General features: G+C 69.4%; 18 protein-coding genes. 3 read left to right on the forward strand and 15 right to left on the reverse strand.

The window, feature by feature from the left end:
- Positions 1-114 precede the first annotated feature (114 nt).
- The 15 genes from pyrF to ACHAA4_RS02660 form a co-directional block, all read right to left on the reverse strand.
- Positions 115-1,092 (reverse strand): orotidine-5'-phosphate decarboxylase, encoded by a 978-nt coding sequence (gene pyrF, locus ACHAA4_RS02590; RefSeq protein WP_435772624.1) that lies wholly within the window; start codon positions 1,090-1,092, stop codon positions 115-117.
- Positions 1,089-4,466, reverse strand: coding sequence for a carbamoyl-phosphate synthase large subunit (carB, locus tag ACHAA4_RS02595; protein WP_435772625.1), 3,378 nt, complete (start codon positions 4,464-4,466; stop codon positions 1,089-1,091). Before carB ends, pyrF begins: the two co-directional genes overlap by 4 nt.
- Positions 4,459-5,787 carry a glutamine-hydrolyzing carbamoyl-phosphate synthase small subunit gene (gene carA, locus ACHAA4_RS02600; RefSeq protein WP_435772626.1) on the reverse strand — a complete coding sequence of 443 codons (1,329 nt, stop codon included), beginning with the start codon at positions 5,785-5,787 and terminating at the stop codon, positions 4,459-4,461. Before carA ends, carB begins: the two co-directional genes overlap by 8 nt.
- Complete coding sequence (locus tag ACHAA4_RS02605) at positions 5,784-6,347, reverse strand: PH-like domain-containing protein (protein WP_435772627.1); 564 nt, start codon at positions 6,345-6,347, stop codon at positions 5,784-5,786. The genes carA and ACHAA4_RS02605 overlap by 4 nt, the downstream gene beginning before the upstream one ends.
- A complete protein-coding gene (locus ACHAA4_RS02610; RefSeq protein ID WP_435772628.1) occupies positions 6,344-7,738 on the reverse strand; it encodes a dihydroorotase in 1,395 nt (464 codons plus the stop codon). The genes ACHAA4_RS02605 and ACHAA4_RS02610 overlap by 4 nt, the downstream gene beginning before the upstream one ends.
- Positions 7,735-8,730: an aspartate carbamoyltransferase catalytic subunit gene (locus ACHAA4_RS02615; protein ID WP_106122751.1), complete on the reverse strand. Its 996-nt coding sequence runs from the start codon at positions 8,728-8,730 to the stop codon at positions 7,735-7,737. Before ACHAA4_RS02615 ends, ACHAA4_RS02610 begins: the two co-directional genes overlap by 4 nt.
- The gene (pyrR, locus tag ACHAA4_RS02620; protein WP_435772629.1) at positions 8,730-9,326 is read right to left on the reverse strand and encodes a bifunctional pyr operon transcriptional regulator/uracil phosphoribosyltransferase PyrR; all 597 of its coding nucleotides are present in this window, start codon (positions 9,324-9,326) and stop codon (positions 8,730-8,732) included. The genes ACHAA4_RS02615 and pyrR overlap by 1 nt, the downstream gene beginning before the upstream one ends.
- 127 nt (positions 9,327-9,453) lie before the next feature.
- Positions 9,454-9,879 (reverse strand): transcription antitermination factor NusB, encoded by a 426-nt coding sequence (gene nusB, locus ACHAA4_RS02625; protein ID WP_435772630.1) that lies wholly within the window; start codon positions 9,877-9,879, stop codon positions 9,454-9,456.
- Positions 9,880-9,887: 8 nt separating this feature from the next.
- Positions 9,888-10,451 carry an elongation factor P gene (gene efp / locus ACHAA4_RS02630; protein ID WP_106122754.1) on the reverse strand — a complete coding sequence of 188 codons (564 nt, stop codon included), beginning with the start codon at positions 10,449-10,451 and terminating at the stop codon, positions 9,888-9,890.
- A gap of 78 nt (positions 10,452-10,529) precedes the next feature.
- Complete coding sequence (aroB, locus tag ACHAA4_RS02635; RefSeq protein WP_435772631.1) at positions 10,530-11,693, reverse strand: 3-dehydroquinate synthase; 1,164 nt, start codon at positions 11,691-11,693, stop codon at positions 10,530-10,532.
- Positions 11,690-12,250: a shikimate kinase gene (locus tag ACHAA4_RS02640; RefSeq protein WP_435772632.1), complete on the reverse strand. Its 561-nt coding sequence runs from the start codon at positions 12,248-12,250 to the stop codon at positions 11,690-11,692. Before ACHAA4_RS02640 ends, aroB begins: the two co-directional genes overlap by 4 nt.
- Positions 12,250-13,497: a chorismate synthase gene (aroC, locus tag ACHAA4_RS02645; RefSeq protein WP_435772633.1), complete on the reverse strand. Its 1,248-nt coding sequence runs from the start codon at positions 13,495-13,497 to the stop codon at positions 12,250-12,252. Before aroC ends, ACHAA4_RS02640 begins: the two co-directional genes overlap by 1 nt.
- 8 nt (positions 13,498-13,505) lie before the next feature.
- On the reverse strand, positions 13,506-14,507 hold the full coding sequence (locus ACHAA4_RS02650; protein WP_435772634.1) for a shikimate dehydrogenase family protein: 1,002 nt from the start codon (positions 14,505-14,507) through the stop codon (positions 13,506-13,508).
- A complete protein-coding gene (locus ACHAA4_RS02655; RefSeq protein ID WP_435772635.1) occupies positions 14,504-16,309 on the reverse strand; it encodes an endolytic transglycosylase MltG in 1,806 nt (601 codons plus the stop codon). The genes ACHAA4_RS02650 and ACHAA4_RS02655 overlap by 4 nt, the downstream gene beginning before the upstream one ends.
- Positions 16,310-16,403: 94 nt before the next feature.
- A complete protein-coding gene (locus ACHAA4_RS02660; protein ID WP_435772636.1) occupies positions 16,404-17,864 on the reverse strand; it encodes a DUF349 domain-containing protein in 1,461 nt (486 codons plus the stop codon).
- Positions 17,865-17,945: 81 nt separating this feature from the next.
- Between ACHAA4_RS02660 and hisS the strand changes: the two genes are divergently transcribed.
- The 3 genes from hisS to ACHAA4_RS02675 all read left to right on the forward strand — a co-directional run bounded on the left by hisS (position 17,946) and on the right by ACHAA4_RS02675 (position 22,698).
- Entirely contained in the window at positions 17,946-19,286 is a 1,341-nt protein-coding gene (gene hisS, locus ACHAA4_RS02665; protein ID WP_435772637.1) for a histidine--tRNA ligase, read from the forward strand.
- 51 nt (positions 19,287-19,337) lie between these two features.
- Entirely contained in the window at positions 19,338-21,170 is a 1,833-nt protein-coding gene (gene aspS, locus ACHAA4_RS02670) for an aspartate--tRNA ligase (RefSeq protein ID WP_435772638.1), read from the forward strand.
- Positions 21,171-21,237: 67 nt separating this feature from the next.
- On the forward strand, positions 21,238-22,698 hold the full coding sequence (locus tag ACHAA4_RS02675) for a replication-associated recombination protein A (protein WP_435772639.1): 1,461 nt from the start codon (positions 21,238-21,240) through the stop codon (positions 22,696-22,698).
- Positions 22,699-22,751 lie beyond the last annotated feature (53 nt).

The following is a 22,751-nucleotide window of genomic DNA, read 5'->3' on the forward strand; positions in this document are numbered from 1 at the left end:
CAACGTCCGTGGTGCCGCCGCCAGTCACGGTCTTCTGCTGACTGCACCAGGTGATATGGAGCAGAATCTAGTGGCTCCAGGGGTGAACAGCAATAGAGAGCGGCCTGCGAGTTCTCAGCTGAGATCCGACTTGGCCAGCTCAATGGCCCTTGTCAGCGAAAACAGGTCAGGTCCTTGACCGAGGATGCCCCGTGAGGAGTTCACCAGGACCTGCTCGGCGTAGCTGGGGCCGAAGCCGGTCCGCAGCGTCTGGGCATCGGCTCCCTGGGCCCCGTAGCCCGGTGCCAGCAGCGGCAGCCGGCCGGCGGCGAGGTCGATTCCATGGTCTGCGGCGAGCCCCGCCGTCGTCGCGCCGACGACGAGCCCGATGCTGCCCAGCTCAGCGTCTGCCGGTGAATCCGGGGCGTCCTGTGGATCAGCGGCCGCGCGCGAGTTCGAGTTCTCCGAGCGCGCCGAGTCCCCGGCGTTGCCGGATCCGGCGCGCCGCTGGGCCTGGGTCAGCGCCGCGGAGGCGGCCGCCGCCTCGACGGCGATCTTCCCGGCCACGGTGACGCCCTGCAGGTCGCGGGCGAGCTGGACCTGCTGGCCCTCTGGGTTGGAGGTCAGCGCCAGCACGAAGAGTCCGCCGTGGTGGCGGGCTGCGGCGTCGATCGCGGGCTGCAGCGAGCCGAAGCCCAGGTAGGGGCTTACGGTCAGCGCGTCGGCCCCGAAGTCGCCCTCGGGGTTCAGCCAGGCCTCGGCGTAGCCGGCCATGGTGGAGCCGATGTCGCCGCGCTTGGCGTCGGCGATGACGAGCATCCCAGCGGCGCGGGCCTGGTGCTGGACCTCGCTGAGCACCTGCATGCCGGAGACCCCGAAGCGTTCGAAGAACGCGACCTGGGGCTTGAGCACCCCGACCCGGCCCGCGCAGGCCTCGAGCACCGTGGCGCAGAAGCTGCGCAGTCCCGCGGCGTCCTGGGTGAGTCCCCAGTCGCTCAGGATCTGCGGGTGCGGATCCAGGCCGACGCAGAGCCGACCGTGCGCCCGCATCGCCGCGGTGAGCCTGCCGCCGAAGGAGACGGACGCTGCCTGTTCCGCCGGGCCCGAGATCACACGCCTCCCTGCCCGATCAGTTCCGCCTGCTCCAGCTGCTGGCCCTGCTTCGACTGCTCGGCCTGGTGGCGCTGTTCGGCCTGCTTCAGCCGCTCGGCGTGCTCCTGCAGCGAGGCCACGGACCAGCTGAACTGGCCCAGCGCCTCGATGGCCTGCACGGCCGCGCCGAACTCGGCCACGGTGGTGATCACCGGGGTGCCCACCGAGGTGGCCGCGGCGCGGATCTCATAGCCGTCGCTGCGGGCATCGCCGCCGGAGGGGGTGTTGATGATCAGTGCGATCTCCCCGCTCTCCACCCGGTCCAGGATGGTGCCGCCCTGCGTGGCGGCGTCGGCGATCTTCGCCACCGTGGTGGTCTCGACCCCGTTGCGGCGCAGCACATCGGCGGTGCCCCCGGTGGAGACGATGGAGAAGCCCAGGTCGGCCAGGCGCTTGACCGGCATGATGATCGCGCGCTTGTCCCGGTTGGCCACCGAGACGAAGACGTTGCCGGAGGTCGGCAACGGGTTGTTCGCGGCCTGCTGGGCCTTGGCGAAGGCGGTGTCGAAGTGCTTGTCGATGCCCATCACCTCGCCGGTGGAGCGCATCTCCGGGCCGAGCAGCGAATCGACCACGCGACCCTCGGGGGTGCGGAAGCGGGCGAAGGGAAGCACGGCCTCCTTCACCGAGACCGGCGCGCCCGGGGGCAGCTCGGAGCCGTCCCCGGTGGCCGGCAGCAGGCCGGAGAGCTGGTGGCCCGAGCCGGCGCGGAGCTGCGCGATGGACACCCCGGTGCCGATGTGCGCTGCGGCCTTGGCCATCTGTACCCCGGTGGCCTTGGACACGAACGGCACCGTGCGGGAGGCGCGCGGGTTGGCCTCGATCACATAGAGGATGTCGGAGGCCAGGGCGAACTGGATGTTGATCAGGCCCTTCACCCCCACGCCCTCGGCGATGGCCCGGGTGGCGACCCGCACGCGTTCGAGCACGTCGGGGCCCAGCGTGATCGGAGGCAGCACGCAGGCGGAGTCGCCGGAGTGGATGCCGGCCTCCTCGATGTGTTCCATGATGCCGCCCACGAAGAGCTGCTCGCCGTCGAAGAGCGCGTCGACGTCGACCTCGATGGCGTCCTCGAGGAACCGGTCCACCAGGACCGGGTGCTCCGGAGTGACCTCGGTGGCGTTGGCGATGTAGCGTTCCAGGCCGGGCTCGTCGTAGACGATCTCCATGCCGCGTCCGCCGAGCACGTAGCTGGGCCGGACCAGGACCGGATAGCCGATGCTGTCGGCGACCTTCTTGGCGTCCTCGAAGCTGACCGCGGTGCCGTTCTTCGGCGCGATGAGTCCGCCGCGCTGGAGCACCTGGTCGAACTCTCCGCGGTCCTCGGCGAGGTCGATCGCCTCCGGGGAGGTGCCGAGGATGGTGACGCCGGCGTCGGCGAGCTGCTGGGCCAGCTTCAGCGGGGTCTGCCCGCCGAGCTGGACGAAGACCCCGGCCACTCCCCCGGTGCGCTCCTCCGCCGCGATGACCTCGAGCACGTCCTCCAGGGTCAGCGGCTCGAAGTAGAGTCGGGTGGAGACGTCGTAGTCGGTGGAGACGGTCTCGGGGTTGCAGTTGACCATCACGGTCTCGTAGCCGGCCTCGCGCAGCGCCATGGTGGCGTGGACGCAGGAGTAGTCGAACTCGATGCCCTGCCCGATCCGGTTGGGCCCGGAGCCCAGGATGATCACCGAGGGCTGCTCGTGGTGCACGATCTCGTCCTCGAGGTCATAGGAGGAGTAGTGGTAGGGGGTGAAGGCCTCGAACTCGGCGGCGCAGGTGTCCACGGTCTTGTAGACCGGGCGGATCCCCAGCGCGTGACGGACGCCCCGGACCACTGCGGCGTCCATGTGCCGCAGCGCGCCGATCTGCTCGTCGGAGAAGCCGTGCCGCTTGGCCAGACGCAGCGCCTCCACGTCGAGCTCGGGCGCTTCCGCCACGGCCATCGCGGTCTCGTTGATCAGCTGCAGCTGATCCAGGTACCAGGGGTCGATGCCGGTGATCTCATAGACCTGCTCGATCGTGCCGCCGGAGAGCAGCGCCCGCTGCACCTGGTGCAGCCGCTCGGTGGTCGCCGTCGCCATCTGCTCCAGGAGCTGCTCGAGCTCCTCCGGGTCGGCCACGGTGAAGTCGAACTCGCTGCCGCGCTGCTCCAGCGAGCGCAGCGCCTTCTGCATGGCCTCGGTGAAGTTGCGCCCGAAGGCCATCGCCTCGCCCACAGACTTCATCGTGGTGGTCAGCGTGGGATCCGCGGCGGGGAACTTCTCGAAGGCGAAGCGCGGGACCTTCACCACCACGTAGTCCAACACCGGTTCGAAGCTGGCCGGGGTCTTCTGGGTGATGTCGTTGGGGATCTCGTCCAGGGTGTAGCCCAGCGCGAGCTTGGTGGCGATCTTGGCGATCGCGAAACCGGTGGCCTTCGAGGCCAGCGCGGAGGACCGCGAGACCCGCGGGTTCATCTCGATGACGACGACGCGGCCGGTCCCGGGCTCGATGGCGAACTGGATGTTGCAGCCACCCGTGGCGACGCCGACCTCGCGGATCACGTTGATCGAGATGTCGCGCAGCCGCTGGTACTCGCGGTCGGTGAGGGTCATGGCCGGGGCCACTGTGATGGAGTCGCCGGTGTGCACGCCCACCGGGTCGAAGTTCTCGATGGAGCAGACCACGACCACGTTGTCCTTGGAGTCGCGCATCATCTCCAGCTCGTACTCCTTCCAGCCCAGGATGGACTCCTCCAGGAGCACCTCGGTGGTCGGTGAGTACTGCAGCCCGGCGCCGGCGATCCGGTGCAGGTCGCGTTCGTTGTAGGCCATCCCGGAGCCCAGTCCGCCCATGGTGAAGGAGGGGCGCACCACCATCGGGTAGCCCAGCTCATCGGCGGCGGCCAGCGCCTCGTCCATGGAGTGCACGATCAGCGACTTGGCGGATTCTGCGCCGGAGCGCTCCACCACGCCCTTGAACTTCTGCCGGTCCTCGCCGAGTTCGATGGCGGCGATGTTCGCGCCGATCAGCTCGACGCCGTACTTCTCCAGCACTCCGTCCTTGTCCAGCGCGATCGCGGTGTTCAGCGCGGTCTGCCCGCCGAGGGTGGGCAGGAGCGCGTCGGGGCGCTCCTTCTCGATGATCTTCGCGACCACCTCGGGGCTGATCGGCTCCACGTAGGTGGCGTCGGCGAACTCCGGGTCGGTCATGATGGTGGCTGGGTTGGAGTTGACCAGGATGACCCGCAGGCCCTCCTCCTTGAGCACTCGCAGGGCCTGGGTGCCGGAGTAGTCGAACTCGGCGGCCTGTCCGATGACGATCGGGCCGGAGCCGATGACCATGACGGACTTGAGGTCTTGACGCTTAGGCATTGAGTGGGTTCCCTCCACGGGTCTCAGTGTCGGTGGTGGTCTCAGCGGCGGTGATCGTGTCAGCGGCGGCGGACGTGACGGTGTCGGCGCCGGTGCGCGCGTCGGTCATCAGTTCGACGAAGCGGTCGAAGAGGTAGGCCGAATCATGCGGGCCGGCGGCGGCCTCGGGGTGGTACTGCACGCTGAAGGCGGGGATGTCCAGGCAGCGCAGGCCCTCCACGACACCGTCGTTGAGGCTGGAGTGGCTGACCTCAACCCGGCCGAAGCGGTCCTGCGGGGCGGTGACCACCTCGCCCACCGGGGCATCCACGGCGAATCCGTGGTTCTGCGAGGTGATCTCCACCTTGCCGGTGGCGTGGTCCATCACCGGCTGGTTGATCCCGCGGTGACCGAAGGGCAGCTTATAGGTGCCGAAGCCCAGTGCGCGGCCGAGGATCTGGTTGCCGAAGCAGATCCCGAAGAACGGGGTCCGGTGCTCCAGCACCTCGCGCAGCAGTCCGATCTGGTTCGCCGCGGTGGCGGGATCTCCGGGTCCGTTGGAGAGGAAGACTCCGTCGGGGTTCAGCGCCTCGATCTCGGCGAAGCTGCTGGCGGCAGGGAGCACATGCACGCGCAGTCCGCGTTCGGCCATCCGCACCGGGGTCATGGTCTTGATCCCGAGGTCGATGGCGGCCACGGTCGCGACGACCTCATCGGTCCAGCCGTGGTCGCGCGGCTCGATGACGTAGGCGGTGTCTGTGGAGACCTCTTCGGCCAGGCGGGCTCCGGCCATCGAGGGCTGGGCCTGGACCTCGGAGACGAGCTCGGCGACGGGCCGAGCGGCCTGGTCTCCGGAGAAGATCCCGGCCTTCATCGAGCCCGCGGAGCGCAGGTGCCGGGTGATAGCCCGGGTGTCGACATCCTTGATCCCGACGATCTCCTGGAGGCTGAGCTCTTCGTCCAGGGTGCGCCGGGAGCGCCAGTTCGAGGGGCGGCGGGCGGCGTCGCGGACCACGTAGCCGGCGACCCAGATCCTGCGCGACTCCGCGTCCTCGTCGTTGATCCCGGTGTTGCCGATGTGCGGGGCGGTCTGCACCACGATCTGGCGGGCATAGGAGGGGTCGGTGAGCGTCTCCTGGTACCCGGTCATCCCGGTGGCGAAGACGGCCTCGCCCAGGCGGCCGCCCTGGGCGCCGTACGCGGCGCCGCGATGCACGGTGCCGTCCTCGAGCACCAGCAGCGCGGGAGCCGAGGTCGGGGTGGAAGCCGGCGTCTGGGCGGCCGTCGAGGCCGAAGGCTGGGAAGCGGCGGGGACCTGGGTGGCGGAGGTGTGTCGGGTCATGGTGATGGTGACTCCTCGTCGGAGGGACTGGCGGAGGGACTGATGACGGATGTGAGCTCATCGAGGAGCTCCTGGTGGGCTTCTGCGTGGCGGGCACGGAAGGCGGTCTCCACGGACTCCTCGCCGAGCCGCCAGCCGATGATGACGGCGCCGTCGCGTTCGACGAACTTCCCCACCACTCCTCGGTCGGTGCGCACATGGTCCAGCGCGGCCGCAGAGATCAGGTAGTTCGGCGCTCCGGAGCGGAACACGGCGACTCCCTGGTCGTGGACCTCAAGACGTCCGTTGGTGCGCACCCCGAGGCCATGGACGGCGACCCGGTCGAGGTAGTCCGCAGCCTTGACGGTGCCGATCACCATGCCCTCGGCGGCGGCGCGCGGCTGGGCCTCCAGCAGCGCTGCGGGGACCTCGTCCGGTGCGGGGAGACCGCCCTGGCGGCGTTTCCGGCCGCGCCAGCCGAGCCAGAGCAGGCCCAACAGCAGCGCGATGATGCCCAGCGCGATCCACAGGTAGAACAGATAGGTGCCGGTCATGTCCGCGGCGGTGGTGGCAAGGGTCATGCGCCCGCCTCTCGTGCCGCAGCCTCTCGTGCCGGAGCCCCGCTCGCTGACCGGGTCAGCGGGGAGTTGAGCTCGCCGTCGAGCACCACGGGGTGCCCGTGCAGGAAGGTCGCGCGCACCGACCCGGGCAGCTCCATGCCGCGGAACGGAGAGTTCCGGCCCTTGCTGGCGTGACCGGCGGGGTCCACGACCTGCGTCGACTCCGAGTCGATGAGGATCAGGTTGGCGGGCTCGCCGGTCTCGATCGGTCGGCCCTGGTGGGCGTGGCGGTAGATCTGCGCGGGCTTGATCGAGGTGACCTCGGCGAAGCGTCGCCAGTCCATGAGCCCGGTGGAGATCATGGTCTTGATGACCACGGGCAGCGCGGTCTCCAGCCCGGTCATGCCCATGGCTGCGGCGGACCATTCGCATTCCTTGGCCTGGGTGGGGTGCGGAGCGTGGTCGGTGCCGATGATGTCGATGGTGCCGTCGGCGAGCCCGGCGCGCAGGGCGTCGACGTCGGCGCCGGTGCGCAGCGGCGGGTTGACCTTGTACACCGGGTCGTAGCCGCGGACCAGCTCGTCGGTGAGCAGCAGGTGGTGCGGGGTGACCTCGGCGGTGACGTCGATCCCGCGCCCCTTGGCCCAGCGGATGATCTCCACCGAGCCGGCGGTGGAGACGTGGCAGATGTGCAGCCGCGACCCGACGTGCTGGGCCAGCAGCACGTCGCGGGCGATGATCGACTCCTCGGCCACGGCGGGCCAGCCGGGCAGCCCGAGGATCGCGGAGACGTCGCCCTCGTTCATCTGGGCACCCTCGGTGAGCATCGGCTCCTGGGCGTGCTGGGCGATGAACCCGTCGACGGTCTTGACGTATTCCAGCGCCCGGCGCATCAGCACCGGGTTGTGCACGCACATCCCGTCGTCGGAGAACATCCGCACCTGCGCAGAGGACTCGGCCATGGCGCCCAGCTCGGCGAGCCGCTCCCCTGCGAGCCCGACGGTGACCGCCCCGACCGGGTAGACCTCGGTCCAGCCGGAGGCGCGGCCGAGCCGGTGCACCTGTTCGACGACGCCGGCGGAGTCCGCGACCGGGGAGGAGTTCGCCATCGCGTGGACCGCGGTGAACCCGCCCTTGGCGGCGGCCCGGCTGCCGGTCTCCACGGTCTCGGCGTCCTCACGGCCTGGTTCGCGCAGGTGGGTGTGCAGGTCCACCATGCCCGGGAGCATGATCAGACCCTCCCCCGCGAGGGTGCTGAGTCCCTCGGGCTGCTCGGCGGAGAGCTGCTCGGCCTGGACCCGGGCCGCTTCGCCGGTGGCGGCGATCCGGCCGTCGGTGATGAGCACATCCAGCGGCGCCTCGCCGTAGGGCCGGGCGCCGAGGATCAGGGTGGCGGAGGGGGTGTGAGTCATGCGGTGTTCCTCTCTGAGCTGCTCAGCAGCAGGTGCAGCACGGCCATGCGGACCGAGACTCCGTGGGAGACCTGATCGAGGACCTGGTTCATCGGGGAGTCGGCCGCGGCGGCGGAGATCTCGACTCCGCGGTTCATCGGGCCCGGGTGCAGGATCATCGGGGTCTGTCCGGCGGCGCCGCGGTGGGCCTCGAGCCGGGCCAGACGTTCATCGGTCAGTCCCCAGCGGCGGGTGTATTCGGCCGCGGTGGGGAAATAGGCGCCGCCCATCCGCTCGGCCTGCACGCGCAGCATCATGATCGCGTCCGGCCCGGCCTCCGGGCCCGATCCCAGCGCCTCGTCAAGGCTGTAGTACACGCTGACCGGCCATTTCTCGACCCCCACCGGCAGCAGGGTGGCCGGGGCGACCAGGCCGACGTCGGCGCCCAGGGTGCGCAGCAGCCAGATATTGGACCGCGCCACCCGGGAGTGCAGGATGTCCCCCACGATCAGCACCCGCATCCCGGTCAGGTCGGTGCCGCGCGGGTCCTGCCCCTGGGCGGCGGACCAACCCCGGCGCAGGGTCAGCGCATCCAGCAGCGCCTGGGTGGGGTGTTCATGCGTTCCGTCCCCGGCGTTGATCACCGCGCAGTCGGTCCAGTCCGAGGCGGCGAGCTGCGCGGCGGCCCCGGAGGCCCAGTGCCGCATCACGATCGCGTCGGCGCCGATGGCCTCCAGGGTCTGCACCGTGTCCTTCAGCGACTCCCCCTTCGAGACCGAGGAGCCCTTGGCGGAGAAGTTCATGACATCGGCGGAGAGCCGCTTGGCGGCGGCCTCGAAGGAGATCCGGGTGCGGGTGGAGTCCTCGAAGAAGAGGTTCACCACGGTTCGTCCGCGCAGCGTGGGCAGCTTCTTGACCTCGCGGGTGGAGACGGCGGCCATCTCTTCGGCGGTGTCGAGGATGCTCAGCGCCTGGGTGTGGCTGAGATCGGCGGTGGAGAGCAGGTGCCGCATCAGCGCTCACCGACCTGGGAGTCCGCACCGCGGACGCGCTGGATGACCACGGCCTCTTCGCTGCGGGGCACGCCGTCGATCTCGTCGAGGAGCACCGAGACCCGCTCCTCGCGGGAGGTGGGCAGGTTCTTGCCCACGTGGTCCGAGCGGATCGGCAGTTCGCGGTGGCCGCGGTCGACCAGGACGGCGAGCCTGACGACGGCGGGGCGGCCCAGCGCCTGCAGGGCATCCAGGGCGGCGCGCACGGTGCGTCCGGAGTAGAGCACGTCGTCGACCAGGACCACGGTGGCGCCGTCGACTCCGGCGCCGGGGATCTTGGTGGGCTCCGGGGTGCGCGCGCCGTGGGCGCGCAGATCGTCGCGGTAGAGCGTGATGTCGAGGGATCCGGTGGACTGGGCGGGATCGAAGGCGGGATCGATCCGGGCCAGCCGTTCACCCAGGCGGCGGGCCAGGATGGTTCCGCGGCGTGGGATGCCGAGCAGCAGGAGACCTTCGACGCCGCGGTGGGATTCGACGATCTCGTGGGCAATGCGTGTGAGCGCCCGGTCCATGTCGGACGCGGACATCACATGAGAGGTCTCGGGTGATGGTGTCACCGTATGACTCCTTCCTCGCCTCACTGGACGATGTTTAAAGGAAGTCTGGATATTCAGGTTTGGGCCCCGCGCCTGTCCCCATAGGGACCGGGTTCGCGGCCGTCGGCGCCGAGCTGAGGCGCCGGGTTCACTCTACGTCATCGACCTCGACCAGCGTGGGCTTGAGCACCTGGATCCGCCCGAGCAGCCCGTTGACGAAGCTGGGCGAATCATCGGTGGAGAGCTCCTTGACCAGCGCCACGGCCTCGGAGACCGCCACATTGTCGGGGATCTCGGTGTTGCACAGCAGCTCCCAGGTCCCGATGCGCAGCGCCATCAGATCCACCCGAGGCATCCGCTCGAGCGTCCAGCCGCGGGCGTAGGTGGCAAGGATCTCGTCGATGTGCTCCTGTTCGGACTTCACACCGTCGATGAGTTCCAGGACGTATTCGTTGACGATCAGGTCCGCACGCTCACGTCGGACCCGCAGGACCTCGAAGGGGTCCATGTCTCGCTGTTCGGCCTCGAAGAGGATCTCCAGCGCCCGACGGCGGGCTTTGCTTCGCTTTGCCACTGGGGGGATCAGTCCGTGACTCGGCCGAGGTACGCGGAGGTGCGTGTGTCGACCTTCACGCGGGTGCCCTGGTCCACGAACAGCGGGACCTGGATCTCGTGTCCGGTCTCGAGGGTGGCGGACTTGGTGCCGGCGTTGGAGCGGTCTCCCTGCAGGCCCGGCTCGGTGTAGGTGATCTCCAGGACCACCGAGGGAGGCAGGTCAAGGTACAGCGGGGTGCCGTCGTGCAGCGCGATGGTCACTTCGTGGGATTCGAGCAGGAAGTGCGCGGCATCGCCGACCACGGTGGCGGGCACGGTGATCTGGTCGTAGTCGCGCAGGTCCATGAAGACGAAGTCCTCACCGTCCTGGTAGAGGTACTGGTAGTTGGATCGGTCGACTGTGGCGAACTCCACCTTGGCTCCGGCGTTGAACGTCTTGTCCACGGCCTTGCCGGTGCGGATGTTCTTCAGCTTGGTGCGCACGAACGCACCGCCCTTGCCCGGCTTGACGTGCTGGAACTCGAGCGTGTTCCACAGCTGCCCCTCCATCTTGAGGACGGAGCCGTTCTTGATGTCGTTCGAGCTGGCCACAATCTGCCTTTCCTTGGGTCACACGGGCGCGGGTATTCCACGCAGCGCCAATCGATTCTACAGGGTTGCGCGCTGGACTCAGAGTGACATCATGCTTCCGGTCTCCGGCTGGGCGATCTCCTGGTAGGTCGCGAAGAGGATCGACGCGTCAGGGATCTCGACCGTGGTCGGCTGTCCCTGGCCGTTGAGCAGCACGAACCGCAGCTGGTCGCCGCGGTTCTTCTTGTCCCGGCGGATGCCCTCGAGCAGCTGGCTCCAGCGGTCGTCGCGGTAGGTGGTGGGCAGCCCCAGCAGGTTCAGCACCGCGTGGTGGCGGTCGGCGGTGGCGTCGTCGAGGCGGCCCAGGCTGCGTGCGAGCTCGGCGGCGAAGATCATGCCCACCGAGATGGCCGCGCCGTGGCGCCACTGGTAGCGCTCGGCAAGCTCGATGGCGTGGCCCAGGGTGTGGCCGTAGTTCAGCGACTCGCGGACCCCTGACTCGAGGACGTCCTCACCGACCACCTTGGCCTTGACCGAGATGGCGCGTTCGATGAGCTCGCGGATCTGCCAGGAGTGCGGGTTCTGCGCCTGCTCGGGGGCGGCCTCGATGATGTCGAGGATCCGCTCATCGGCGATGAATCCGCATTTGACGACCTCGGCCAGTCCGGCGACCAGCTCATTGCGCGGCAGGGTGAGCAGCGTGTCCAGGTCCGCGAGGACCCCGGCGGGCTGGTGGAAAGAGCCGACCAGGTTCTTGCCCTCGGAGGTGTTGATCCCGGTCTTCCCACCCACGGCGGCGTCGACCATGCCCAGCAGCGTGGTGGGCATGTGGACCACGCGGATGCCGCGCAGCCAGGTGGCGGCCACGAAGCCGGCGGCGTCGGTCACCGCGCCTCCGCCGACCGCGACGATCGCGTCGGAGCGGGTGAAGTCGTTCTGTCCCAGGACCTGCCAGCAGAAGGCGGCGACCTGGATGTGCTTGCCCTCCTCGGCGTCCGGGATCTCGGCGACCAGCGCCTGGTACCCGGCCTTCTCGAGGTCCTCACGGACCACGTCGCCGGTGGCGCGCAGCGCCCGGGGGTGGATCACCAGGACGCGTTCTGCCTGGGTGCCGACGAGTCCGGGCAGCCGGGAGAGCAGTCCGTTGCCGATGACGACGTCGTAGCCCAGTTCTTGGCCGCCGGAGCCCGCACCCTCCCCGACGGTGATGATCGTTGGGTCAGGGGCTGGGGCGGAAGCCTCGGTCTCGGCCTGGTGGCTCATACGCTTGGATCTCTCCTGGAGGTGGTGGTGAGGGCTCGCACGATGTGATCGACTCGCACGTCGATGTGCTCATCATCCGGGGTCATGACGATATCAGCGCAGTCTCGATAGATCTGCTCGCGTTCGGCGTAGATGCGCTTCCACGCCTCGACCGGGTGGGCGCCGAGGATCGGGCGGGTGGAGCCGTCACCCAGGCGCAGCGCGGCCTGGTCCTGGGTGAGGTCCAGCAGGATCACCAGCTGCTCGCGCAGCAGCTCGCGGGTCTTCGGGCTGAGCACCGAGCCTCCGCCGAGGCTGATCACCGAGGGGCGCGGGGAGTCGAGCAGCTCGGCGACGATGTTCTCCTCCTCGGCGCGGAAGATCTGCTCTCCGTGCAGCGAGAAGTACGCGGGGATCGGGCCGTGTCGGGCGACGAAGAAGTGGTCGCTGTCCACGTGGGGCCGGTGCAGCCGACGGGCCAGGGCGGCGCCCACGGTGGACTTTCCGGAGCCCATCGGTCCGATCAGCACGATGTTGCGGCCGTCGCCTCGCTGCTCGGCGGCTGCGGGCTGACGCATCAGTCTTGCATCGCGGCGGGGGCCTGCAGCGGATCTCCGTCCGCGCCGGCGCCTGCAGGGTCGCCGCCCAGCTCGGGAAGGTGATCGAGGTAGCTGCGCAGGTTGCGCTGCACCTCTGCCACCGAGTCGCCGCCGAACTTCTCCAACACTGCCTCGGCGATGACCAGGGCCACCATGGCCTCGGCAACGACGCCGGCCGCCGGGACGGCGCAGACGTCGGAGCGCTGGTGATGCGCGGTGGTCGCCTCGCCGGTGGCGGTGTCCACGGTGCGCAGGGCGCGCGGCACGGTGGCGATGGGCTTCATCCCGGCACGGACCCGCAGCGGCCCGCCGATGCTCATGCCGCCTTCGATGCCGCCGGCGCGGTTGGAGGTGCGGGCGATCTGGCCGTCGTCGTCGAGGACGATCTCGTCGTGGGCGGCGGAGCCGCGGCGTCGGGTGGTCTCGAAGCCGTCGCCGACCTCCACGCCCTTGATTGCCTGGATGCCCATCAGGGCTCCGGCGAGGCGGGAGTCCAGCCGGCGGTCCCAGTGCACGTAGCTGCCCAGGCCCGGGGGAAGCCCCTCCACGATCACCTCGACCACGCCGCCGAGGGTCTCCCCTGCGCGATGGGCGTCGTCGACCTCGGCGACCATCCGTTCGGAGGTCTCCGCGTCGAAGCAGCGCAGCGGGTCAGCGTCCAGCGCCTTCGCGTCGGCGAATCGGGGCAGCGGGGCATCGGCCGGGATCTGCACCGGCCCGATCGCGGTGGTGTGGGAGACCGTGGTGATCCCGAGCTCGTCCAGGAAGGACTGCGCGGCGGCGCCGAGGGCGACGCGGGTCGCGGTCTCACGCGCGGAAGCGCGCTCCAGGACCGGACGGGCCTCTCCGAAGCCATATTTCTGCATGCCGGTGTAGTCGGCGTGACCGGGACGGGGCCGGGTCAGCGGGGCGTTGCGGGCGAGGTGGTCCAGCTCGGCGGGATCCACCGGATCGGCCGACATCACCTTCTCCCATTTGGGCCACTCGGTGTTGCCGACCTCGATGGTCAGCGGACCGCCGATGGTGACGCCGTGGCGCACGCCTGCCAGCAGGGCGACCTGGTCCTGTTCGAACTTCATCCGCGCTCCGCGGCCATAGCCGAGGCGACGGCGGGCCAGCTTCTCCTGCACCGCGGAGGTGCTCAGCGAGACGCCGGCGGGAAGCCCTTCCAGGATTCCGACGAGGGATTTGCCGTGTGATTCTCCGGAAGTGAGCCAGCGCAACATGGGGTCCATCATAAACCGATGGAGCGCCTCATCTTTGCCACCATCTGGGCGTGGGACGCTTCGGAGAGCTCTGCCGCCGGGGTCGAGGTGCTTGCGCTGAACAGCTCCACCTGCTTCACGGCCTGGTGGAGCAGCATCACCAGGCCGCTGACCACACGGCCTCCGGCGGCGTCCCAGGAGCGGGCCAGGGCCGAGGGCCAGGGGTCGTAGGCGACGTCGAGCAGCGGGACCGGGCGGTCCAGTCGGGGCAGGCGCGCGGCGATCTCGTCGGCGGCGCGCGGCGGCAGGGTGGAGACCACGGCCTCGAGCTGGACGCCAGCCGGACCAGCCGGGTCCAGCGGCACCGGTCCGAGACCAGCAGCCTTGCGAGGAGCCCGTCCGGAACCCTGAGGGCCGGTGCTCAGCTCGCGGGGCAGGTTCGAAAGTTCGGTCACGCTGAGTGAGAGGCCCAGCGCGGCGGCCACCGGCTCCAGCTCGAGCCCGCGCGGGATCGACCGAGCGTAGCTGCGGACCTGGCTGTAGCCGAGCTCCGCGGCGGCGGCCATCGCGGCGGTGGCGGTGGCGCCGGCCCCGATGATCCCGAAGCTTCCCCGGACCGACGACGACGCCGGGTGCAGCCCGGCCTCGCCCAGGGCCGCGACGATGCCGTCCACGTCGGTGTTCTCCGCCGAGAGCGTCCGCCGGGGCCCGCCGGAGGTTGCGTGCGAGGTGTCAGCGGAGCTGTCGTCAGTCCGGTGGATGACGGTGTTGAGCACTCCCAGCGCGGTGACCCGTGCCGAGGGGTGGTCCACGGCGCGGAGCATGGCGGCCTTCAGCGGCATGGTCACCGACCAGCCCATCCAGTCCTCCGCCGCCCCCTCGCCGCGCAGGAAGTCGTGCAGCGACTCCTCGGGGAGGTCGATGCGCCGATACTGGGCGTCGAGCCCCAGGTGCTCGTACGCGGCGGTGTGCAGCAGCGGGGAGAGCGAGTGGGCGATCGGGTGGCCCAGCACAGCGGCCTGGCGGGTCACGGTCCGGCGTTCTCCTGGGTCGATTCGCCCTCGCACACCTCGGGGTTGTCCTCGCAGTAGGCGTTGAACTCCTCCACGTAGCCCAGGTGCTCCTCATAGTCTGAGGCGAACTTGGTCTCACCGGTCTCGAGGTCCACGGTGACCCAGTAGTAGTAGTCGTTCTCATCGGGGTTCGCGGCTGCTTCGAGGGTCTCCATATTGGGAGCGGCCACGGGCCCGGGTGGCAGGCCCGGGTTCTGGTAGGTGTTGTATTCGTTCGACGCGTCGGCGCGCTCTTCCTCGGTGAACTGCACGCTCTGTGTGCCGAGGCCGTAGATCACGGTGGCGTCGATCTGCAGCAGCCCGTCGGTCTCGGAGTTGCCCGGGTCCAGCCGGTTCTCGATGATCCCGGCGATCTCTTCGTAGTCCCCGGGCAGACCCTCTGCGGTGAGCAGCGAGGCGATGATCACGGTGCGCCACTGCTCGTCCTCATCGGTGATGCCGAGCTCTTCGAGCCGCTCGAAGGTGGTGTCCACCATCTCCTGCAGGATCTCTTCGGGAGTCGCCTCGAAGGTGGGCTGATACTCCCCGGCCGCGAGGTAGCCCTCGAGCGTCTCGGCTTCCTCGGGCAGGCCGTAGTCGCTGGGGTCCTCAGCGGCCTGCCGGATGTCGCTCTCGGGGATCCCGGCCTGGGCGGCGATGGAGCTCAGTGCGGCGTCGATGCGGGTGTTGTCCTGCAAGGAGATGTAGCGAAGCGCCTCCCCCTCCTCGAAGATGACCGCCAGCGCGTCTGCGGCGGGCATCTGCTCGCGCAGCTCGAACTCACCCGGCTGCAAGGAAGGCTCATCCTCGAGCTCGGCGAACGCTTCGTCGAACGCGTCGTCACTGGCGATGATCCCGGCCTCCACCAGGCGGGAGCGCAGCAGCGCCGGCCCGTCTCCCTCTTCCACGGTGAACTCCACGCTCTCACCAGCCTGGGTCTCGAAGTCCTCCGGACCGCTGCTGCCGAACAGCGACTGCAGCACCACCACGAAGCCGACCAGCAGCAGCGCGAAGAGGCCGAAGGCCACGCTGAGGGTGAGGTTGCGCCGACGTCGCTTGCTGCGTCGCTTCTCCAGCACGGCCTGAGTCGCACCGCCCTCGACGGCGGAGACCGTCTGGTAGCTGCGGCCATGGGTGGAGGATGAGATCAGCAGGGGTGTCCCGTCGTCGTCGTGATCGATGCGGGCGCCTTCGTAGTAATCATCCTCGAGGTCATCTTCGAGGGGGAAGCCCGACTCGTCTTCGAGCGCGTACTCCGACTCGTCGTCGACCTCGTCGGCGGAGAGGATCCGATCGGTCCCGATCACCACCTGGTCGAAGGGGGTCGCGGCGGAGGGCGCAGTGGGCTCGGAGTCTGCGGCCTCACCGGGGTAGGGATCAGCCGGCCGCGGGTCGGCGTGATGCGGATCGCCGCTCTGGGGATCCATCTGGTCTGGGTCTTCGTGGTGCTCTTCGCGTTCCAGCCTGCCCTCAGGGAAGTCGTCCTGGTCGAAGATCACCGAGCCCTGCCCCGGCGCACTGGCAGGAGCCGAGGCGAGACGGTGGTCGGGGACGGAGTCGGAGGACTCTGTCTCGGGGCGCGGGGACGGTGCAGCGGGGTCCGCCGCGGGGGCTGCTGAGTCGGCGGAGCGGGCGCGCGCCGAGCGCGTCGTCTCGTCCGGGGCGCCCCCCTGGGCGGCACTCTGGCGTTCACGCTGCTCATCGAGCTCACGCTTCCGCGCCTTGCGATTCTCGCGGCGGTTGCGCGGGGAGCCCGACTCAGGTGGCTGTTGATCGCTCACGCGAAGTCCTCACTGGGTGTCGACGGCACAAGTCCAGAGACCCACGGGGAATGGCCAGTGGGTCGCCAGATCTTTGACGAGTGTAATCTATTCGTTACTTCAACATATCTCGCCAGCTCCTTCGCGCGTCCAACGCCTCTTTCGCTTCCTCGATCGCCTTGGTGTCGCCGCTGGCCTGGGCGGCTTCTAGCGCCGCTTCCAGTTCAGCGATGGCGTCGTCGAGCTGGGTGAGCATCGAGTTCTGCCGCGCAATGGTCTCGGGGTCGGTCTTGCGCCAGTGCGACTGCTCCGCGTCGCGGAACGCGTCCTGGACGCGCTTGAGTCGATTCTCGATGGACTTCATGTCGGCACGGGGCACCCGGCCGGCGGCGTCCCAGCGGTTCAGGATCGCCTGGTACTTCTCGCGGACGGCCTCGGGGTTCTCGATCGGCATGAGCGCCTCGAACTCCTCCAGCAGCGCGAGCTTCACGGTGAGGTTCTCTGCATACTCCGCATCGGTCTCCGCGTTGGCCTTGTCCCGCGCGCCGAAGAACACGTCCTGGGCCGCGCGGAAGCGGGCCCACTGGGCGTCGTCGGTCTTGCGAGCCCCGCGACCCAGGGCTTTCCAGTCATCCATCAGCCGGTGGTAGGCCTTGGTGGTGCCGCCGAAGTCATCGGAGTCCTTGAGCTGCTCCGCCTCGGCGATCAGGGCCTCCTTGGCGGCCTTGATGTCGCCGTGCTCCTTGTCGCGGGAGGCGAAGAAGGCGCGCCGGTTCTTCTCGAAGAGGTTCCGCGCGGCGCGGAACCTCTTCCAGTACGGGTCTTCCTGAGACTTCGTCAGTCGCGGCGGCTTCTTCTGCTCGGCCTTCCACGCCTCGAAGAGCTCGTTCATCCGGGCCTGGGCGCTCTTCCAGTGCTGCGTGGTGGGGTCGGCCTCGGCCAGCAGCTCCACCTCGGCGACGATCTGTTCCCGAGTGGCCAGATGCTCGGCGAGCACCACTTCGGCCTCCTGGGCCTCGACGGCGGCGCGCTGGTCGATCTCGGTGGAGATCTCTTCCAGCAGCGCGCTCAGGGCGGCGACGTCGCCGACCCAGGTGCCGTCGGTGAGCTCCTTGCGGATGTGTCCCAGCGACTCGTGCAGCGCCTTGGCCGAATCGGCGCCGGCTGCGGCACGGGCGCGCAGCAGCAGCGCCCGGTTGTAGAGCTCGTCGAATTTGCGGGTGAAGTAGTGCAGCGCCTCGTCTGCGCTGGCGCCGGAGAACTGTCCCACGTAGGTCTCGCCGGCCTGGGCTCCTGCGGCGCCGGCGGCCTGGGCTGCGGCACCGTCCTCAGGGGCGGCCTCTGCCGCGGGCGCCTCTGCTGCGGAGGTCTCCGCCGTCGAGGTCTCCGCCGTGGAGGTCTCTGCCGCAGCGTCCTCCGGGGCGGCAGCGCCGTCCTGCGGCGCGGCAGCGGCGGTCTTCGAGTGATCGGTCGCAGGGGTCAGGGCGTAGACATGGCCCTCTTCATCCACACGGGCGAATCGGCGGGCTTCCACGATGGAGGTCTCATGGTGGTCGGGCTTGACTGCAGGACTCATGCCACCAGCCTACCGGAGCCGTTATGCTGAACGGGCCCGATTCCAGGCTCCCCCGACGACCCAAGGACTGCGCGCACACTCATGGCACGAACCACCTCTCTCTCCGGCTTCACCGAATGGCTCCCCGAGGAGCGGCTGGTGGAGCTGCACGTGTTGGACACGCTCCGCGAGGTGTTCGAACGCCACGGCTTCGCCTCCATCGAGTCGCGGGCGGTGGAAACCATCGACACGCTGCTGCAGAAGGGCGAGATCGACAAGGAGATCTACGCCGTCTCCCGGCTGCAGGAGGAGGAAGGTCGCGAGGCCCGGCTGGCCCTGCACTTCGACCTGACCGTGCCCTTCGCCCGCTACGTGGTGGAGAACGCCGGTCACCTGGACTTCCCGTTCCGGCGCTACCAGATCCAGAAGGTCTGGCGCGGTGAACGCCCCCAGGATGGTCGGTACCGCGAGTTCACCCAGGCCGACATCGACCTGGTGGGCGACGGCGCGCTCCCCTTCCGCAGCGACGTCGAGATCGGCGTGGTCATGGCCAAGGCGCTGGAGGCGCTGCCGATCGGTGACTTCATGCTTCGGGTCAACAACCGCAAGCTCTCCGAGGGCTTCTACCGCTCCATCGGGCTCACCGACACCACTGCGGTGCTGCGCGCCATCGACAAGCTGGAGAAGATCGGCGCCGAGAAGGTCAGCGATGAGCTGGTCTCCTCCGGCGCGGCGACGACGGAACAGGCGCAGCAGGCGCTCGAGCTGGCCCAGATCCGCGCCACCGACACCTCCTTCGTCGACGCGGTGCGCGCCCTGCTCGGCTCGCTGGAGGCCGATGAGCTGCTCGAAGCCGGTCTGGCCGAGCTCGAAGAGGTCGTCGCGGAGCTGAACAAGCGGGTCCCGGGCCGGGTCACCGCGGATCTCTCCATCGCCCGCGGACTCGACTACTACACCGGCACGGTCTACGAGACCGTGCTGCTCGGTCACGAGTCGCTGGGCTCGGTCTGCTCCGGGGGCCGCTACGAATCGCTGGCCTCCAAGGGGAAGCGGACCTTCCCCGGCGTCGGGCTCTCCATCGGCGTGACCCGGCTGATCTCACGGATCCTCGCCGAGGGCGGACTCTCCGCCAGCCGCAAGGTCCCCGCCGCGGTGTACGTGGCGCTGCGCTCCGACGAGGACTGGGGCGCCGCCCAGGATGTGGCCGATGCGCTGCGCGACCGCGGGATCAATGTGGAGGTCGCGCTGAAGGCCGAGAAGTTCGGCAAGCAGATCCGCCATGCCGACCGCCGCGGCATCCCGTATGTCTGGTTCACCGAGGAGGACGGCGCCCACGAGGTCAAGGACATCCGCACCGGCGCCCAGACCTCGGCCGACCCGGGGAGCTGGACGCCCCCGGCCCAGGACGCGCTCCCGCGGATAGTAGAATCGGCCACCGACTGACTCCCGGGCCGCAGGCCCGCACCGAGCAACTGATCCCTCAGGAAGGACACCGTGCTTCGCACACACACCTCCGGCTCCCTCACCGCCGAGAACATAGGCCAGACCGTCACCCTCACCGGATGGGTGGCGCGACGCCGAGATCACGGCGGGGTCGCCTTCCTCGATCTGCGTGACTCCTCCGGCGTGGCCCAGGTCGTGGTGCGCGAGGAGGCCGACTTCGACCCGCTGCGCAACGAGTTCGTCCTGCAGGTGACCGGGTCAGTGGAGCGCCGCCCGGCCGGCAACGAGAACCCCAACCTGCCCTCGGGCGAGGTCGAGGTCATCGCCGAGACCGTCACGGTGCTCAACACCTCGGCCCCGCTGCCTTTCCAGATCGATGAGCACGTCGAGATCGGCGAAGAGGCGCGACTGCGCCACCGCTACCTGGACATGCGCCGTGAAGGACCGCAGCGTGCGCTGCGGCTGCGCTCCGAGGCGAACCGGGTGGCCCGGGATCTGCTCCACGAGGAGACCTTCACCGAGATCGAGACCCCCACTCTGACCCGCTCCACGCCCGAGGGTGCTCGTGACTTCCTGGTCCCGGCTCGCCTGGCCCCGGGCGCCTGGTATGCGCTGCCCCAGTCCCCGCAGCTGTTCAAGCAGCTGCTCCAGGTCGGCGGGTTCGAGAAGTACTACCAGCTAGCCCGCTGCTACCGCGACGAGGACTTCCGCGCGGACCGCCAGCCGGAGTTCACCCAGCTCGACATCGAAGCCAGCTTCGTTGAGCAGGACGACATCCTCTCGCTCTCCGAGGAGCTCGTGCGCCGGCTCTGGAAGCTCATCGACGTGGAGCTGCCCGCTGAGATTCCGCACATCACGTACCACGACGCGATGGCCCGCTACGGCTCGGACAAGCCGGACCTGCGCTTCGACCTGGAGCTCACCGAGCTCACCGAGTACTTCAAGAACACTCCGTTCCGGGTCTTCAAGGCCCCCTACGTCGGCGCCGTCGTGATGCCAGGCGGCGCCTCCCAGCCCCGCCGCACCCTCGACGCCTGGCAGGAATGGGCCAAGCAGCGCGGCGCGAAGGGCCTGGCCTACGTGCTCATCGGCGAGGACGGCGAGCTCGGCGGCCCCGTGGCCAAGAACCTCTCCGACGAGGAGAAGTCCGGTCTGGCCGCCGCCACCGGCGCCTCCCCCGGGGACTGCGTCTTCTTCGCCGCCGGCGAGGTCTCCCCCTCCCGCGGACTGCTCGGCGCCGCCCGCAACGAGATCGCCTCCCGAGTGGGGCTGATCGACGAGAACGCCTGGTCCTTCGTCTGGGTGGTCGACGCCCCGATGTTCGAGCCCGCCGCGCAGGCCCAGGCGGCCGGCGATGTCGCCGTCGGCTCCGGTGCCTGGACGGCGGTGCACCACGCCTTCACCGCACCCAAGCCGGAGTTCGCCGAGACCTTCGACACCGATCCCGCCTCCGCCCTGGCCAACGCCTATGATCTGGTCTGCAACGGCAACGAGATCGCCGGCGGCTCGCTCCGCGTCTACCGCCGCGACGTGCAGGAACGCATCTTCAAGGTGATGGGCATCCCCGAGGACGAGGCGCAGGAGAAGTTCGGCTTCCTGCTCGACGCCTTCAAGTTCGGCGCTCCCCCACACGGCGGCATCGCCTTCGGCTGGGACCGCGTGGTCTCGCTGCTCGCCGGTGAGGAATCGATCCGCGAGGTCATCGCCTTCCCCAAGTCCGGCGGCGGCTACGATCCGCTCACCGCGGCACCGGCCCCGATCACTGCCCAGCAGCGCAAGGAGGCCGGGGTCGACGCCAAGCCCGAGCCGAAGGCCGAAGCCAAGACGGACGGCAAGACGGACGCCAAGGCAGAGGGCGAGACACAGCCGAAGCCCCAGGCGTGAGTCGCACCGGGTAATCTGGGATGGATTCCTCTCGAATCTATCTACGAACCCAGCTCTAGGAGGCGCAGTGGCCGATCCCATCACGGGGGATCTCTTCGCCTCCGACGACTTCGGCGACGACGACGCACCCGCCTCACCCTCCACGGGTGAGGCGGGTGCGCGTCGTCGTCATACTCCGCTGGCGGTGCGGATGCGTCCGCGCACGCTGGAGGAGGTCCTCGGGCAGCAGCACCTGCTCGAACAGGGGTCCCCGCTGCGGGTCCTCGCCGAGGGCAACCGCGGTCCCGCCGGCGCCTCTTCGGTGATCCTCTACGGGCCGCCGGGGACCGGCAAGACCACGCTGGCTCATGTGCTGGCCCGCGGCGCCTCGCGGAAATTCGTGGAGCTCTCCGCCATCCGTGCCGGGGTCAAGGATGTCCGGCAGGTCATCGACCGTGCGCTGGAGGACCGGGACCTGCGCGGGCAGACCACGGTGCTCTTCCTCGACGAGATCCACCGGTTCAACAAGGCCCAGCAGGATGCGCTGCTGCCCGGCGTGGAGAACGGCTGGGTGATCCTGGTCGCCGCGACCACAGAGAACCCCTCCTTCTCGATCATCGCCCCGCTGCTCTCCCGGTCGCTGATGCTCACCCTGCGGTCGCTGACCCAGGACGACCTCTCCGGGCTGATCACCCGGGCGTTGGAGGACACTCGCGGACTGAACTCGGCGTTCGAGCTCGACGACGTCGCGCGGGACCACATCCTGCGAATGGCCGGCGGTGACGCGCGCCGGGTGCTGACCACCCTGGAGGCGGCCGCCGCCGTCGCCATGGGCCGCTCCCCCGACGGCGCCGCGGATGTCGCTGCGGACGCCTCGACCGGCGAGCCAGAGCCGGACTCCCCCGTGCTGATCACCGCTCGGGACGCCGAACAGGCGATGGACTTCGCCGTGCAGCGCTACGACCGTGACGGGGACCAGCACTACGACATCGTCTCTGCGTTCATCAAGTCGCTGCGCGGCTCGGACCCCGACGCCGCGCTGCATTATCTGGCCCGGATGGTGGTCGCCGGGGAGGACCCGCGCTTCATCGCCCGGCGCCTGGTGATCGCCGCCGGTGAAGAGGTCGGCATGGCTGATCCCACGGCGCTGCAGACCGCGATGGCCGCGGCAGACGCCGTGCAGCTGATCGGCATGCCGGAGGGACGGATCCTGCTGGCTCAGGCCACCGTGCACATCGCGACCGCACCGAAGTCCAACGCCTCCTATAAGGCCCTCGACGCCGCCATCGCCGACGTGCGGGCCGGCCGATCGGGCTCGGTCCCGCCGCACCTGCGCGACGCGCACTATTCCGGGGCGCACCGGATGGGCCACGGCAAGGGCTATATCTACGCCCACGACCAGCCGCATCATGTCGCCACCCAGCAATACGTGCCCGATGAGCTGATCGGAGTGGACTACTACAAGCCGACCGGCAACGGGGCGGAGCGCGCCGTCTCGGAGCGGCTGGCGAAGCTGCGCTCGATCATCCGGGGCCCCGACAAGAAATAGACAGACAAGGTGACGAAGAAGCGGCCGCCTCCCGCGAGGGAGACGGCCGCTTC

This window comes from Nesterenkonia maliinae, assembly GCF_051262655.1.
GTDB lineage: Bacteria > Actinomycetota > Actinomycetes > Actinomycetales > Micrococcaceae > Nesterenkonia.